We start from the raw sequence: 14,491 nt of genomic DNA on the forward strand, positions 1-14,491 counted from the left end.
AGAGAAAACGTTAAGCGTTGATGAGTACGTCGCGCACGTACTCCTCCCGCCACTGTGGGCTGCCGGACTTGACGTGCTTGTCGAGGATCGCCTGCGCATGACCGTCCGAGCGGAGATAGGCAAGCGCTTCCTTTGGAAACTGAGCCTGCAGCATCCGGCTCTGCTTGGACGTCACCCATAGGTAGTCGCGGTTGGGCACTGCGCCCGAGATCATCTTGATCTGGTGCGATGTGAGGCCGAACACATCGCGGTACAAACTTTGGTTGTTGGTCGCGTCGCTGTTCGGCAGGTAAATGAGGTTGGGGATGTTCTCTTTGAGAATCTCGAAGTTCGGCACGCGCGCAAGCTGCCCGAGAGACTGCGTCGCCATCACCAGCGCTGCGTTCAGTTTTCGGATCGTCACCGCCCAGATTTCTAGGCGCGCATAGAACTTCGGGTAGGAGAAGAAGAAGCCCGCTTCCTCAATCTCGATCACGGTGTAGCGCTTGCCGTCGAGAATTTGCGCGATCCGGTAGAACGCGTAGTCCATGAACAATGCAGCGGCAACCGGGAAGTTCTGGAACAGGTCGCCCATCTCGATCGACAGATCATCGGAGATTGCGAAGCCGTCTTCGGCATGGTCGAAGAACTTGCCGTTTTTATTGCCCTCGGTCCAAACCTGCAGCCGCTCACGCAGGTCCGCGGGCAGCAGCGTGATCAAGCTCGACAACCGCCACTTCTCAGCGGGGAAGCCCAACGCTAAGGTCTTGATCCGGTCGTAAATCTCGGTTTGCTGCTGCGGCGTGCAGGTATATTCCTCGCCCTCAATGGCAAGCTGCACCCAGTCGGCGACGTACGACCAGTGCTTCTCTTCGCCAATGAGCGAAAGCGGGTTGACCGAGGTCGCCGCCTCAAAGCGTCCCGTTGCATCGATGAACCGGCCGCCGCCGAGCAGCGTGGGGATGCGCGTCGAGCGGTCCTTGTCAAAGCGGATGCGGCGCGCGCCGTGGCGGCCCGTCTGTGTCATCAGGTAGTTCAGGAACACCGACTTACCGGCGCCGATTGGACCGACGACAAGCGTGTGCGCCTTGCCGCCCGGATGGTGCAAGTCGAAGTACTGGAGGGTGCGATGGCGGGTGGGCAGGCAGGTGAGCGGCCCGGTTTTAGAGCCAGACTGCTGCGTGAGCCACTCGTTGACCTTCGATCCCTCACCCACGCTACACAGCGGCGCGATGTCGGATACGGCGGGCGTCTCAACGAACTGCAGGCGCTTTTGCTGATCCCAGCGACCCGGCAGCGTCGCGCTCCACGATGCAAAAAGGTTCGTCTTCTCCAGGATCACGCCGAAGCCGGCGTTGCCGATGACACCCACCACTTGTCGGGTCGCGTCCTCGCACTCCTCGGGCGTGCTCCCATAGACGACCACCGAAATATTCGCGAAGCCGTACTGTTGGCCTTCCGCATCGAGCTTCGCAAGCGCGTCGCCCGCTTCCTTCGCGAGAATCTCGCGGCCTTCGTCGTTTTTCTGCTCTTCCTTCGTTGCCCACTGCTTGAGGATCGCGACGGGATTGAAGGACGCGACCTTGTAAAAGCCGCGAATTTTCTTGATATAGGCGCTCGCCCGCGAGCTATCAAGGAATCGGAACATCACACAGACGTCCAGTTCCGCGTCGACCTGCGAGAGCACGTCGAGCGCCGCTTCCTGAAAGCCCATCCACTCCTTGATGCCGATGACACGGGCGTGCACCCTGCCGTGCGCCGATTCGAACATCAGCTCGGTCGCGCCGATCGTGACCTCGGTCTCGGTCAAATGGGTGTCCAGCATCGTAACTGGATAGCGCACACGGCGCTTTGGCGTCGACGGGTTGGCTCGCTGATGTAGGAACGAGAGCACGTTCTGAAGCTGAAGCCGCTTCATCTTCAGGCGCGTGACGCCGCCGACAAAGCCGTCGATCACCGACTCGAACCGCTTGATCTCGTTCTGGATCTTGGTCAGGTCGAACGCGAACGCACTGCGCGCGAGTATCGTGTCTTTCGCCGCTTCGAACATGGCCACAGCCAGGTTCTTGCCGCCCACCGTCATGTGATAGCTGATCTTGTCGAAGATCCGCGAGATGCCGGTCTCAGGCGTGAATGCGAGCGCGAGCGAGTGCGAATTCTTAAAGTACTTGCCGCTGCCAATGATCGCCTGATTAATCGCGTCGACGCGCGCATCGGCCTCGGACACAAACGTGCCGTCGATACCACCGCGCACGCGCCGGTGCGACATGCGCCACCACGCAGTGACGCGGTGGTCAAAGTTACGGCATGCGTGGTCCAGGTTGTCGCGCGCGGCCGTGATGTCACCGGGATTCGGCGAGTCCGCGTCGATGCCTTCGAACTCGAACACGGTCAGCAGCGACCCGTCCTTGTTGAGCACCAGTTCGGGCGTGACCATCGTCGCCCACGGCGCGATCTCCTGCACCGCGCGCTTGGTGAACATCATTTTCAGCATGGAAGGTCCTGATCAAACCCATACGGACGTTTGAAGCGCGCACTGAACCGACTGCTTGGGCCCGGCTCATAGACGTCCGGGTAGCGGTTATAGACCAACATGACAATTCGCCACCACGGGTCAGTCGAGCTTTTCCAGCGCAGAAATACATGCATGATTACGCCGAGCCCTAAAAAAGCCATGCTCATGCTTGTGTAACAGAGCAGCGCTGTAATCGTCCCATTGAAGATTGCGAGCCCACGATCTGCGCCACCCATCTGACGAGGCAAAGACAGCGCACGACTAACTTTATGTTGACGCATCTCAACAGGCGACGGCCATGTGAAAGTGATCCCGCATGATCGGAATTGCAACGGATGCGAATCCCAGGCCCATCAGAACGCCAGAAAAGATTTTTGCGATCGTGCTTTCGGATGCGGCGATAGCCACGCCGCCCAGAACAATTAAAATAATGCCAATGCCGTAAAGATACGGGCCGCTGATCAGGTTGCTGATCGTGCAGATGATGTCGGTCAGGCCCGTCAGGTTCGAGAAATCGCCCGCGGCCATTGCGGCCACCGACACGGCGCTCAAGAGCGCGCCGACCAGCATGGACTTGCCCGGTCGCAGACGCTCCGCTACCCTCTCAGCTCTGTTGAGTATCTTCTTGCCCTTCATTTGATGCTCCCGTTAAAAAACGCGTTGTAGGTCGTAATCGTTATTTTTGAATCCCCGGATTTCGAGGATTTCGGAGACGTGCCGCATCTCGCCGGTGCGCTTGAAGTGCACGATGTAGTTGAAGCAGTCAGCGATGTTTTTGCGCATGTCTTCGAGCTCCCACCGCGATCCGGTTGGGATGCCGAGCATGGCAAGCGATTCAAGGCGGCTCAGCGCCGTGCGGCCGTTGTTCGAGTGGATGGATGCTAGACCGCCGTCGTGGCCGGTGTTGAGCGCCTGCAGCAGGTCGTAGGCTTCGCCGCCGCGCACTTCACCAACGATAATGCGGTCGGGGCGAAAGCGCAGACACAGCGCGACGAGCAGTTGCGTCGTGACGTTGGTGTCGGCGTTCGACAGCAACCGCACGCGGTTCGGCACGTGCAGCTTCAATTCCATCGTGTCCTCGATGGAGATCACCCGCTGGTCCGAGGGGATCTGTTCGATCAACGCATTGAGGAACGTCGTCTTACCCGCGGATGTGCCGCCGGCGACAAGCACGTTCTTGCGCGACTGAACGAGCGCGACGAGCGCACGCATGAGCGCTTCGTCCTCGATGCCTTCCTCGAAGTGGATCGCTTCTGCGTATTCCGGTCGGGCATTCGCTGCTGAGAACGCCCCCATGTTCACGTAGTCCGACAGCGTGAGCTTGGACTCGCGGTGCTTCCGGATACTCAGGGCGTGGCCGTCGATCGACGTTGGGCTCATGACCGCCGCGATACGCAAGTTTTGGTGACCCGCGTTGATGATGCCTTTGTCGCTTCCTGCCTTTGCTGACTTTTCGACGGATGACGCGAGCGAATGAATTGCACCTTCGAGCTGTTGCGGACGCAAGTCGATGTTCTCGCGCGTCATCACGCCCCGACGCTCCACCCAAACGTTGCGGTAATCATTGATCATGATTTCCGCGAGTTCGGGCGCATCGAGCAACGCGCGCAGCGGCGAGAGCGCATGGAAAAACATGCGCACGGCTTCCGCTTCAAGCGGGCGCAGCTTCAGGAGGGGATTATCTGCAGACTCGGACATGCGATGCTTCGAGGGCGATCTAACATTTCGAGTATTGTTGGTGTTGCGATGCGCTCGCGGCCTTGGAAAGCGACCTTAAATCGAGCGGCTTTCCATGGTGGCCGGACTGCTCGCTTTCAGCGCGCCTGATGGCATCGGAGCAGCGGCGAGATAGGAATTATCATGATAATTCTCGATCCTGAGAAACAGGCATGGAAACATATCTCTTTCGCTCGTTTCGCAGCGCGGATGCGAGTTATGAGTTTGCTATATTGAACTCTCACGCCTACGAGAATCGGCGATGCGCGTCGAAAGATCAGTCAAACCTCTTCCCCACCCCAACTGTGACTGCTGCGGCGCTCCCGCGACGCTCGTGCACGCCGGTGACGACCCCTACCCCTATCGTGACGATCACGGCCCGTTGTGGCTTTGTGCGAACTGCCAGGCGTGGGCGGGCGTATTTCCGCGCAGCGCGCGCCATGTACCGCTCGGCCGTCTCACCGACGCGCGCCTGCGCGAATTTAAGGCCAAGCTACACGCAGCGCCTGAGCCATGGTTGCCGCGAAGGTCCGGCGCGACGGCTGCAACGTGTACGAGGCGCGCGCCAAACCGATGTAATGGCTCGCCAGCGAGGCGGGTGCGGAAGCGGAGAAGTGCTCAATCCATACACTCGACGCAGATCAATGCGAGCGCGCGATCGCCGTAGTCGAGAGGTTCCCGCGCACCCGCACCGTCAGACCTTCAGAACCGGCGTGGGAAGATCGTTAACCTAGGCAGTTAATCAAACGTTTTTATGTCTCGCACCCTTCCGTTCCAGCGCTCCTCTCAAGCCGCCCGTGCGCGCCTGACCAAGGCGCAATTGCTCCCGATCCCCCGTGCAGTCGCCGATGACCTCGCGCTTCGGGCGCACGTGTCATTGGAAGCCATCCGCAGCGCCTGCGACCAGATCAGTCCTGCGTAGTACGTCACCGAGGTCGTGTTGTTGGCCACGTTCCTTTCCGAGGCAGGCCATGGCAAGTTTTCGCACGAATCGCTGCTGGCGGCCGACCGGGCCATGGCCGAGGTGTTCGACGGTGGCCGGAAGACGGGAACGTGGCAGGTGTCGTCCGAGTCAGCCTTTGCACTGCTGGCGGCGATCGTCAGCATGTACGACCGGCAACTCCATAGCGCAACGCTTGGTGCGCTGACCACGGCGAGCGACCGTCTGGAGCGGTTCAAGGGCGGCGAGGCATACCAGCCACTGCAGAAGCGCCGCGCCTGAGCCTTGAGCGCAGTCGAAAAAAGCCCGGCAATGCCGGGCTTTCGTTCTTCAGGGGATGCCCGGCCGAGCAGGGGACTAGGAGACCACTTCCATCGTTTCGCCAAACGGCGCTTTGCGAGCCCGAGTGAGAGGCGTGGTTGACGCCCACAGCACTGGATAATGCGGCGCGACCGTTGGGAAGCGCCCCACCATATCTGTCAGATAGACCAGAAAGGCGGGGTTCATGCCGTCTTCCGCGACCCGGTTGAACGGGTCGACGAACGCCGTCCCGCCCCCGCCGCGCACAGGTTTGATCTCCGGCGAGTCGCCTCGCTCGAAAATCTGCACCTGCGTCACACGGGTATCGCAATCCATCACGATGAGCCGTGCGGGCTTCAACGAATGGAAGACCGCGAGGATCTCCGCATCGAATTGCGCCTGCGTCTCGTCGAACACCGATCCGCTCGAGTCCCGCACGAAAACCGCGTCGCCGATCGCCGGTGTATGCAGCGCCGGCAGGTAGAACCCGAGATGCAAATACCGGCGATTCGGCGCGGCGAAGCTGTAGTCCGACGGCGACGATTGCTGCGCAAAGCGATGCAGCACCGCGCGCCAGTCCACAACAGGCCGCACTGCCTCGCCCGCCATCGCCTGCAGATCGCCGGGAAGGTTGCCGCGCATCGCGGCCGCTTTCGCGGCTTGCGTGACGGCAACCTTCCACTCCGCTTCCTTTACCGGTTTATCCGGCCCCTTGCAGGGCCTCACTTCACCGAATGAGCCGGGATGCGAAGGCTGATCGCCAGGTGACTGCTCCGGCGCGGTCCCGTTCTGGCCACCGGGCTTCGAAGCCTGCTGCTGATCCTGCGGACCCGACTGCGGCTGCTGGCTCTGCGTCTGCTGGTGCTGTGGCGACTGCTTCTCCTGCTGTTGCTGCTTCTGCTTCGCCTCCTGCGTCAGCAAACCGTAGATTTCCTCGGCCGACTTGCCCGTATAGCGCGGATCGACGAGCGCCCCCTTCGGCAGCACTATGCCTGACGACAGCACGATCGGGTTGATCGCGTAGTCACAGGCATCGTTCCATCGGTCGGGATCGCGTGCGCCCTGACGCCAGCAATGGCCGTTGGCCACGTGCAGCACTTCGTGGGCGACGACACCCCGAACTTCGAGGTCGCTGAGCGTTTCCATATACGTCGGGTTAAAGCCCAACGTCTCGCCGTCGACCCAAAACGTTTTGGTCGATGGATCCTCACGGACGTTCAATCGGAGCGCGAGCGCCCCGAAGAACGGCTGCGAAAGGACAAGCTCGGTCCGCTGCCGTGCAATGCGCGGATGGACCGCGCTACTGCCCAACACCACATCGTTGCGGTCCATGACGCCCCCTTACGCGACGAGGCGCAGTTGGCTCGCGTGCGCCGACTCGACTTCCATCGGCTCGGGCTGCATGCCCATGAACGCGGCCATCAGCCCTTCGATCTCCTGCGCCTTGCTGGCCACCTGAGAACGAAGCACGCGCGAGTCCTTCAGCTCCGCTCCCGTATGCACGGCCAGATGCGTCTTGGCTTGCTCGAGGATATGCGTGAGTTGCGGGTCGTTCGCGAAGTTGAGCTTGGGCAGCAACGCGCAGAGTTCCCGGACGTTATTGGCCACGTCGAGTCGGACGTTGCCCGTCGCGTACAGCCGGTTGGCCATCTGCGACACGGCTTCGTACAGACGCCGCACCAGATCCTCGTTCGCGGTCGCGATCGAGGCCAAAACGTGCTGGTCCAGCTCGCTCTTGAGCGTGGTCAGGACGTTCGCCGGCAACTCGACGCCAAACTGGCTAGCGTCGGGAAACGGCAGAACGGCCATCTTCACGCCGAACTTCGTGGTCAACTCAGCGCGGGCCGGATAGTCTGCCTCGTTGAAAAGTCCATTTAGTTCTTCGCGAGCCGCCTCCTTCAGGTTCAGATAGTCGGTCAGGAACACGGAGACCGCCAAGTCGAACTCGTCTTTCAAGGAGCGCATCTTCTCGGCGAAATCCATGTAGACCATTGTCGGCAGCAGCCGCACGCCCAGCTGGTCGTATTTCAGCGTGTGGTCGTAGAAGTACGAGCGGATGCGGCCGGCCAGCGTCACGACTTCCGCGAAGCTCGGCGCATGCTCGGGCAACAGGCGTTTGTTGAATCTGCCAATGCCCTTCGCGTGGTGCTTGCTCTCGACTTCCTGCGTCACCTTGCCGTCGAAACGGCGGGCGACCCAGGTGGAAATCGTGACCGAGCAAAGCATGACCTTCGATTGGATTGAAGTGATGTCCATGAGAAAAACCTCGTAGAGAAATGGAATGGATGAAGCAAAGAAAAAGGCCCAGTGCGTCCGAGGACGCGACAGGGCCGACAGGTGTTGCAGGGAAAAACTGAGAAACGTCGAAGCGCTTAATCGCCGCGGATGATCTTGCCGATCTCTCCGCCTTGCGCGCCAATGAAGGCATACGAGTTCTGGATCTGCGGCGAGCGCTGGACAGCGTCTCGCACCAGCAGCGCCGCGAACTCGCGGTGCCCTTCACCGATCAGACGCTCGGTGTAACGCGCGACGCGATCGAAGTTGTTTTCGTTCGCGCGTGCCGCAAGCGCTGCCGCGATCGCGTACAACGCCGAAGGCGTTGCCGGGATCATGGCCGTGTCGGGCGCGAGAAGAATCGCGTCCGGATTCGGCAGCTCGCGGAAGATCTGGAGGAACGCGACCAGTTCCGTCGCGGCACCCTCTCCCACCGAACCGGCGTAGGAGATGTGCTCCAGATGCCTGGGGACTACATCCAAGGTTTTCGCGACGAACCCCCAGCTACGCGGGCTCGGCGCATTCTCGATGTCGCGTGACGTCTTCTGCACGGACAGCAAGTCCGGACGGAAGCGCAGGAACGCGATGAGCGCGGGCGGGATGTTTTCGCGCACGGCCCACTGCGTCCAGTCGTCGATGGTCGGTTCGAGCTCGACCACCGTGGCGAAACGCGAGATCACCGGATCGAGGATCCCGGAGACACCGGCGTTGTCGGTGCGGCGGTTGGTGGCCGCGAGGAACGTGACCTGCGGTGGCAGGACGTGCTCGCCGACGCGCCGCGCGAGCAGCAGTTGCATCTTCGCGGCTTGCACGGCGGGCAAGGCCTGACCAAGGTCGTCCAGAAACCAGATCAGCGGGCGTCTAGCCGTCATCGCGCGTTCGAGGTCGCCGAACGGCAGAAACTTGGCAGTCGTGCCATCGGGCGAGGGAAACGGCAACCCTTTCGAGTCGGTCGGATCCTCGACGACCGGGTGGCTGATGAGCAGTTCGTGATCAGTCGCATGCGCGGTCTGTTCGACGATGTCGCTCTTGCCGATGCCGGGGCGGCCAGTGATGAGCACCGGCAGACGCTTCGGCACGTACAGCGAGAGGAGTTCCGTGAGTTGAGCGGGCGTGACTTTCATGATGGCTTCCAAAGAGAAGCCCCATAAAGACTACGCCCATAGGGACGTGGTCCCTTAGGGGCGAGATATGAAAAAGCCGGCTCGTAGCCGGCTGGGTCGATGCGTCAGTGACGCGGGTGATAGATGCAGTGTAGGGTTTCGGCAATGTGCCGATCCATGGAAAGGTCACTATTTCATGGCGCCTTAAGCTTCGGCGCTGGCAAGATCGACGAAAAAAAACCCGGCGAAGCCGGGTTTGTCGAAATTGAATCAGCTTGCGCGATGTTCAAGCGACACGCGCGCATAGGCGAGCGTACCGTCGTTTGCGCGAAGCGATACCTGCAGATGCCGGACTGGGTCAGCAAGCGCGTAATGCACGCTGGTCCCCTGCCGCACGCTCACGATCTCGGAGAAGCCTTCGGCGATCGTCCGGTCCACCCAGTCCGCACCGGTCACGACAGCCCCGTCTTGCATGCGGATGCGTGACATTTCGGCTGCCTCGCGAGCACGTGCGACCTCGCGGGCGACGCGCCTTGCCTCACGTTGCGAGACCGACAGCGCCTCCCACTCTGCTTGCTGCGCGGCGTCCATACCTGCGAGTTGGAAGATGCCCCGGCGCCGAGCCGCGGCGCGAACGCCGATGAGCTTGATGCCGAACACCTCCCGCACCGCTTGCTTGGTCGCCCGGTTTGCGTCGTCTGGCCGATCCAGAATGCTGAGAAGATAGGACATGTCGGCCGTTTGCACTGCCTTCGCGAACTCGTTGGCGAAGGTGTGTGTATGCCTGCCGTGATCGAGAATGGCCAGTTGCGTGTCGAGTTGGAAGCGGCGCGCGCTGATACTGCACGACTCCCGTGCCTTCTCGAGTTCCGCTACCCGTCTGTCGCGCGCGCCATCGGCGAGCGTCCGCCGGAGTACTTCCGCGAACTGACAGATCGGCGAGCCGACGTCGACGGGCTTCAGGTACGCCTCAGGCAAGGGATGCGCTTCCAGAATGCCCTTCGCGTACAGCAAGTCGTCAACTTCGACCGTCGTTGGCGAGTTCGGCACGAGACCCATCAGCATCGCGAGCAGCGCGGCATTGTCGCCGGTGATCGCCTCCTTCGAATGGCGCATCACCGTTGCCAGCGGCACGAGCTTCGCGAGCGGCAGCGCCCCACGCAACTCAGGCACCGCGAGAAGCGGCTTAGCCCATTGCAAGTCGGAGTCGAACTTCGACAACGAAGCATAGTCATCAATCACCGCCTGCGGAACAGGCTTGCCCGCAGCGAGCGCGTAGGCGACATGAACCTCGTGCCGACCATTGCTCTGCCGGTTGTTCAACATCGGGCCCGCGTAGCGGAAGCCGAACCGGCGTTGCGACTCGTCTTGCAGCAGCTCGAACAGGTCAAGCCCGCGACGGCCACTCTTGGCCGCCTCTTCGTTGGCTTGCGCCATCTGATCCGAGTAGAACAAATACAGCGGCTCGCGCGCCAGATCAAAATCCAGATAGAGCAGTTGCCAGTGCTCGCGCCGAATTTGCCACGGCTCGAGCGCGGTGAATGACGGTCTGAAGTAGGCCGCGTCGATTTCGTCGATCAGCGACAGGAAGAGGCTCGTCGCCGTCCCGGGCCGACGAACGGTCAGCTTGCCGTTATAGCGAGTGACGGCCACTGGATGGCTGAAGAACGTGAGCGCGATCTCTGCCGCGTCGACCGTTGCGACGCTCGTCTCGTCTCGCAGGAAGCGGAGCACGTCAAGCATCGTACGGAAGGAGTGGGCGAAGCCCGAGAAGGAAAGCTGATACATGGTGGATTGCCTCGAAAAAATTGACGGGCAATCGTTCCCTGTCGGGTCGATGCCCGGCAAGGGTTAGGTGCGCCGGATGGGCGCTGGATAGAGTTGAGAAGCTATTACGCCGCGTCGAGTAAACGGGCGATCAGACGAGCGAGCGACCACGCGTGGTCAGTCGAAAACACCTTCGCGCGAAGCAACGGCATGATCGCGTAGGTCCGGTCGAGCGAGTCGCTAAGTTGCGGCCGGCTGACGAAGTCCACATGGATGATCCAGCCTTCCGAGTTGCCGATGCACACCGACACGGAAATCCGGGCATTTGACGAGTGGTAAGGCCACGGTCGGTTGTGGCGTGCTCCGTACATCGCCTCGTTGGCATCGTCCTGCATGTTCGCGGGACAGAGCCATTCCGGTTCGAGTTCCTTGCCACGCAGAAAGCTGCACAGAGCCTGAAAAACCTGATCGACCGTCTTGCCGTCGGTGTCCAGCCGGGCGACTGGCTTGATATCGACCGTACCAGCGGCGGTAACACTGCCCGGCAGCACATCCGTGTTTGCTAATGACATAACCAGCTCCTGAAAATGAAAAGCGCGCCCGAAGGCGCGCCAGAAAAGGAAAACGGTAAAAAAAAACCGCACCTCGAAAGGTACGGTTTTGTATTTGGACTCAGCTTGCGCTGCGTCGAATCATTTGCCCCAATCGCGCTCGCGATCGGCTTTCCGGCCGTTGTTGGACGTCCACATGAAAAAAGCTGCAATGGACACGCCAAGCACTAACGTAAAAATCGATGCACCCATTTCACTCTCCTTTCATTGCGTGAAAACCCGCGTACCACAATACTACTCCAAGCGACGCGAGAATCGTTGCGCCCACGACTGTCGACAGGTCCCAGGACGACGCGGAGTGGACGTAGCCCACAGTGCCACCGATAGACGCAGCCGATAGCGTATGGAGGTATCGCCCGTTCTGCTGGCGTTGATCCTTCGACGGCGTCGCGACCGCATGCAGGATCTGGCGGATTCCCGGGGGCGGGTCCGTAGGAAGAGCAACCACATATCCGCCGTTGACGACGGGCGTGACCGGCAAGACGTGCCCTCTGTACTCCAGGCTGAACGCCGCAGAACACTCAGACTCGTCCATCTTGCTCAACAGTCCGAGCAATCGCGGAGCCAAGTGAACCTGGCCTGTCGCGGGATCGAGCGTCACTCGGTCCACGATAGTGGTTCCGGAGCTGTACTCAATCTTCACCTTCGCCAGTTTCATCGACGACCTCCGCACTTCAGGTCGATTCCGCCGGCCAGACGCAAGCCGTCCAGCATCGCTCGATAGCCCGTAGGCGTTTCGAGTTGTGCGAGAGCGACGTGGTTCTCGCCACCACCCGTCAGGTCGGAGCGGCCGCGCCGGGTTCTGAAGCTCAGCGCGACACCGGAACCACCTTGACGCTCGACGACGTCGACAAACAACGTCTCGGTGCGCAACGAGACCCGAACCGAAGAACTGCCGCGACGAGAATCGGTGACGACTTCGTGCGCGTGCGCCGGAAGGCGCAAGTCCTGGGCGACACGCCGCAGAACGCGGGTCGCGTGACGTTGCAGAGCCGCTTTCGCGCCGGCATTGGCACTGCTGCGGTCCGCATAGAACGCTCGGGGAAATTTCATGATTGCCTCATATTGCAGACGAGGCAGGTCCCTTTGCGGGGAGCCTGCCCCGCAAGGGTTGGCGCGGTTTTCACCGCGCATTCAGAAGATGCGTACTGCGATGCCCGATTAGAGGAATCGCGCCTTGTAAGCGTCGAGCGCAGGCTCCAAGCGTTTGAAGCTCGCGTCGCCGTAACCGTCGCTGATCCGCCCAACCTCCGCGAACATATGCGGCCGCGCGCCCAACGGGTTGAACTCCGGGTGAGACACGATCGCCGTGAACTCGTCAACGTCGCCCGCTTGCGCAGCGACTTCCACGGAAAGCATTCCGTAGAAGTTCTTGCCGTTGACATCGTTGGTCGAAGCGTCCCAGCCGCTGGTCTGCCCGTGGGTGATCAATTGATAGTGGTTCATCGATGGTTCATCCAGTCGAGGCGTCGCCGCCAGTTAGTGGGTGATCCGGTAGCCGGACCCATTCGAGACGAAAAACACCTGCTGACCAGCAGCGAACTGCTGATCGTCGACCTGTGTAACGACCACGGTCTGACCGTTGGCGCGACGAAGGAAAACCTCGACACCGCTGTGGCGAGACATAGCGGCGCTTACGCGCTGAGCCACCAACCCGGAGACGGAGCCGGAAAGCGCGCCGGCGACATAGCGGCCGCTACCGTCGCCGATCACTTGCGAGCCCAGGAAGGCACCCGCTGCTGCACTCACGAACGATGCAATGCCCGACGAGCCGGAATTGCTCTCGATGGTGATCGGACGCACGCGCAGGATGGTTGCCTGCTCGAATTGGCCGATGCGTTGAACGTCGTAGTGCTGGTACGTATTGGGCGAACCGAAGTCCGCCGTGGCGCACCCGGAGAGCATGCAGACGAGGATGAAACTGGAGATGAGCTTGAAGATGGTTGCCTCAACGAAACCGGGCAACCGAACCCGTCAGGGTGGTCGCCCTGATGGAGAAGAATCGGAAGGAGAAACGAAAAAACGGCGTCCAGTGCAAGGCGACTGGACGCGTCATTTACAAAGGCCTACGAGGCGGCATGGCAGAGGTGATGCAGTCTGACACGACCGCTTTGCACCAGATGCCGTTCGGCGCTGGGGTTGAGCGAGTAGTCCCAATACACCATTGCCGTGCCGTCGCTCCACACCGAATGAATGCGTCCGGTGTACAACTGCGGCGGGCTGGCCTCGACGTCCTGACCGACCACACGATGATTCGCCATGAAACCGTTCTTGCTGGAAACCTTGACGACAGGTGCGAAATTGAGAGACATAGACAGCTCCTAAAAAATAATGGGAGCTGTCTCCCGGAGGGATAAGCTCCCAACGGGACGAAAAAAGGCGATCAACGAGGGTCGCCAGAAGATTGCCGTCGTAGGCGGCTGGAGAGGAGCTCGTCCTCCAGCACGCTGGAGGGGTAGGTCGATGCGCTGGAAGCGCGGAGAATACGGCCAGTCTACTGGGCGACATACGAAAGAGGTCATCGAAAGCTCGCCTTTTCACCACCTCTTTCTGTCATCGCCTTCGAAACCTGAGCCAGCAGATCAGGCAAGTCTCCGCCTAGTAACCAGAACGAGTGCGGTTGCGATTGTACGAGCCCCGCGTCCGCTCGGCCTATCGCTAAGGGATGAAGCTTGACGGGCAAAAAAAATGACAATGAGACACACCCACAAACCAAGACACGCCGACATCGCGGCACGACTGCCTCTTTTGCAGGCCTTGCAAATCCTTCGCCTGCGGCGGCGCCTCTCGCAGTACTCCGATCCCTACAGAATTGCGAAGTAGCGCACATACGCAGACTTTCGTTTCGGCAGCGTCTCGCTCGCAAACGTTTTCTCTCGTTACATTGGACCTGATCGATCTCGACTGTTCCCTCTAACCTTAATGGTATAAACATTGCGTCTATCGTCGGCCCGCCACAAAACCAACTATTTGACATTGCACGGCGCGGCCCACGGGGAAAGCATTGAATAAGACCAAGCAGCCGAAGCGAGCAACGGGGCTCGCCGACCGCGAACTCGCGCATCTCGAAACAATGTTCAACGGATTCCGTCAACGCGTCGACGCATTCACGCGCCTGCCGGCCGACTATTGGGTCGCGCGGATCAACCGGATTGAAGACGAATATGCGCTTGTCGTCACCCAGCAAAGGCGTCTGGCCGCGCTGATGCGACACCTTGAAACTATGAAGTCTAAGCTTCGCCAATTCGAGGAATGTGCTGCCTTTGCGGCGTAGGCTTGGACGACT

Annotated in this window: 16 protein-coding genes and 1 pseudogene; 3 read left to right on the forward strand and 14 right to left on the reverse strand. The window is 60.7% G+C overall.

Translation table 11 applies throughout. The features are described from left to right. Nucleotides 1–10: 10 nt before the first annotated feature. The 4 genes from AWB80_RS20620 to AWB80_RS20635 are packed head-to-tail and all read right to left on the reverse strand — an operon-like array spanning nt 11 to nt 4,192. The gene (locus tag AWB80_RS20620; protein ID WP_061176509.1) at nt 11–2,473 is read right to left on the reverse strand and encodes a VirB4 family type IV secretion system protein; all 2,463 of its coding nucleotides are present in this window, start codon (nt 2,471–2,473) and stop codon (nt 11–13) included. After that, nucleotides 2,467–2,730: a conjugal transfer protein gene (locus tag AWB80_RS20625; RefSeq protein ID WP_061176596.1), complete on the reverse strand. Its 264-nt coding sequence runs from the start codon at nt 2,728–2,730 to the stop codon at nt 2,467–2,469. Before AWB80_RS20625 ends, AWB80_RS20620 begins: the two co-directional genes overlap by 7 nt. A gap of 46 nt (nt 2,731–2,776) precedes the next feature. Further along, nucleotides 2,777–3,130, reverse strand: coding sequence for a hypothetical protein (locus AWB80_RS20630; protein WP_061176510.1), 354 nt, complete (start codon nt 3,128–3,130; stop codon nt 2,777–2,779). Nucleotides 3,131–3,142: 12 nt separating this feature from the next. Then, complete coding sequence (locus AWB80_RS20635; protein WP_061176511.1) at nt 3,143–4,192, reverse strand: TadA family conjugal transfer-associated ATPase; 1,050 nt, start codon at nt 4,190–4,192, stop codon at nt 3,143–3,145. Between the two features lie 280 nt (nt 4,193–4,472). On the opposite strand from AWB80_RS20635, the pseudogene AWB80_RS20640 reads away from it, so the two are divergent. Next, nucleotides 4,473–4,939: pseudogene (locus AWB80_RS20640) on the forward strand (zinc-finger-containing protein). 214 nt (nt 4,940–5,153) lie between these two features. Then, nucleotides 5,154–5,432: a hypothetical protein gene (locus AWB80_RS45455; protein ID WP_341866823.1), complete on the forward strand. Its 279-nt coding sequence runs from the start codon at nt 5,154–5,156 to the stop codon at nt 5,430–5,432. 75 nt (nt 5,433–5,507) lie between these two features. Here the strand turns inward: AWB80_RS45455 and AWB80_RS20650 are convergent, their stop codons facing one another. From AWB80_RS20650 to AWB80_RS20695, 10 genes are all read right to left on the reverse strand, one after another. Further along, nucleotides 5,508–6,782, reverse strand: a complete 1,275-nt coding sequence (locus AWB80_RS20650) for a vWA domain-containing protein (protein WP_061176512.1) — start codon at nt 6,780–6,782, stop codon at nt 5,508–5,510. 9 nt (nt 6,783–6,791) lie between these two features. Continuing rightward, nucleotides 6,792–7,706, reverse strand: a complete 915-nt coding sequence (locus tag AWB80_RS20655; protein ID WP_061176513.1) for a hypothetical protein — start codon at nt 7,704–7,706, stop codon at nt 6,792–6,794. 116 nt (nt 7,707–7,822) lie between these two features. Then, nucleotides 7,823–8,848: a P-loop NTPase family protein gene (locus AWB80_RS20660; RefSeq protein ID WP_061176514.1), complete on the reverse strand. Its 1,026-nt coding sequence runs from the start codon at nt 8,846–8,848 to the stop codon at nt 7,823–7,825. A 249-nt stretch (nt 8,849–9,097) separates the two neighbouring features. After that, a complete protein-coding gene (locus tag AWB80_RS20665) occupies nt 9,098–10,615 on the reverse strand; it encodes a hypothetical protein (RefSeq protein ID WP_061176515.1) in 1,518 nt (505 codons plus the stop codon). A 104-nt stretch (nt 10,616–10,719) separates the two neighbouring features. Next, nucleotides 10,720–11,166: a hypothetical protein gene (locus AWB80_RS20670; protein ID WP_160147463.1), complete on the reverse strand. Its 447-nt coding sequence runs from the start codon at nt 11,164–11,166 to the stop codon at nt 10,720–10,722. 232 nt (nt 11,167–11,398) lie between these two features. Continuing rightward, on the reverse strand, nt 11,399–11,863 hold the full coding sequence (locus AWB80_RS20675; protein ID WP_061176517.1) for a hypothetical protein: 465 nt from the start codon (nt 11,861–11,863) through the stop codon (nt 11,399–11,401). Then, nucleotides 11,860–12,339 (reverse strand): hypothetical protein, encoded by a 480-nt coding sequence (locus AWB80_RS20680; protein ID WP_341866824.1) that lies wholly within the window; start codon nt 12,337–12,339, stop codon nt 11,860–11,862. The genes AWB80_RS20675 and AWB80_RS20680 overlap by 4 nt, the downstream gene beginning before the upstream one ends. Nucleotides 12,340–12,366: 27 nt before the next feature. Beyond that, nucleotides 12,367–12,651: a hypothetical protein gene (locus tag AWB80_RS20685; RefSeq protein ID WP_061176518.1), complete on the reverse strand. Its 285-nt coding sequence runs from the start codon at nt 12,649–12,651 to the stop codon at nt 12,367–12,369. 33 nt (nt 12,652–12,684) lie between these two features. Further along, nucleotides 12,685–13,170 (reverse strand): outer membrane lipoprotein, encoded by a 486-nt coding sequence (locus tag AWB80_RS20690; RefSeq protein WP_425266871.1) that lies wholly within the window; start codon nt 13,168–13,170, stop codon nt 12,685–12,687. A gap of 101 nt (nt 13,171–13,271) precedes the next feature. Then, on the reverse strand, nt 13,272–13,517 hold the full coding sequence (locus AWB80_RS20695) for a hypothetical protein (RefSeq protein WP_061176519.1): 246 nt from the start codon (nt 13,515–13,517) through the stop codon (nt 13,272–13,274). Nucleotides 13,518–14,209: 692 nt separating this feature from the next. On the opposite strand from AWB80_RS20695, the gene AWB80_RS20700 reads away from it, so the two are divergent. After that, a complete protein-coding gene (locus AWB80_RS20700; RefSeq protein WP_061176520.1) occupies nt 14,210–14,479 on the forward strand; it encodes a hypothetical protein in 270 nt (89 codons plus the stop codon). Nucleotides 14,480–14,491: the final 12 nt, after the last annotated feature.

The organism is Caballeronia pedi (genome assembly GCF_001544915.2).
GTDB lineage: Bacteria > Pseudomonadota > Gammaproteobacteria > Burkholderiales > Burkholderiaceae > Caballeronia > Caballeronia pedi.

Bases quoted from the DNA above. Each gene is read 5' to 3' on its own strand.
- AWB80_RS20670 (WP_160147463.1), bottom strand. From the start codon at position 11,166: ATGTCATTAGCAAACACGGATGTGCTGCCGGGCAGTGTTACCGCCGCT.
- AWB80_RS20680 (WP_341866824.1), bottom strand. From the start codon at position 12,339: ATGCGCGGTGAAAACCGCGCCAACCCTTGCGGGGCAGGCTCCCCGCAA.
- AWB80_RS20650 (WP_061176512.1), bottom strand. From the start codon at position 6,782: ATGGACCGCAACGATGTGGTGTTGGGCAGTAGCGCGGTCCATCCGCGC.
- AWB80_RS20675 (WP_061176517.1), bottom strand. From the start codon at position 11,863: ATGAAACTGGCGAAGGTGAAGATTGAGTACAGCTCCGGAACCACTATC.
- AWB80_RS20620 (WP_061176509.1), bottom strand. From the start codon at position 2,473: ATGCTGAAAATGATGTTCACCAAGCGCGCGGTGCAGGAGATCGCGCCG.
- AWB80_RS20625 (WP_061176596.1), bottom strand. From the start codon at position 2,730: ATGGGTGGCGCAGATCGTGGGCTCGCAATCTTCAATGGGACGATTACA.
- AWB80_RS20685 (WP_061176518.1), bottom strand. From the start codon at position 12,651: ATGAACCACTATCAATTGATCACCCACGGGCAGACCAGCGGCTGGGAC.
- AWB80_RS20655 (WP_061176513.1), bottom strand. From the start codon at position 7,706: ATGGACATCACTTCAATCCAATCGAAGGTCATGCTTTGCTCGGTCACG.
- AWB80_RS20660 (WP_061176514.1), bottom strand. From the start codon at position 8,848: ATGAAAGTCACGCCCGCTCAACTCACGGAACTCCTCTCGCTGTACGTG.
- AWB80_RS20635 (WP_061176511.1), bottom strand. From the start codon at position 4,192: ATGTCCGAGTCTGCAGATAATCCCCTCCTGAAGCTGCGCCCGCTTGAA.
- AWB80_RS20695 (WP_061176519.1), bottom strand. From the start codon at position 13,517: ATGTCTCTCAATTTCGCACCTGTCGTCAAGGTTTCCAGCAAGAACGGT.
- AWB80_RS20665 (WP_061176515.1), bottom strand. From the start codon at position 10,615: ATGTATCAGCTTTCCTTCTCGGGCTTCGCCCACTCCTTCCGTACGATG.
- AWB80_RS20630 (WP_061176510.1), bottom strand. From the start codon at position 3,130: ATGAAGGGCAAGAAGATACTCAACAGAGCTGAGAGGGTAGCGGAGCGT.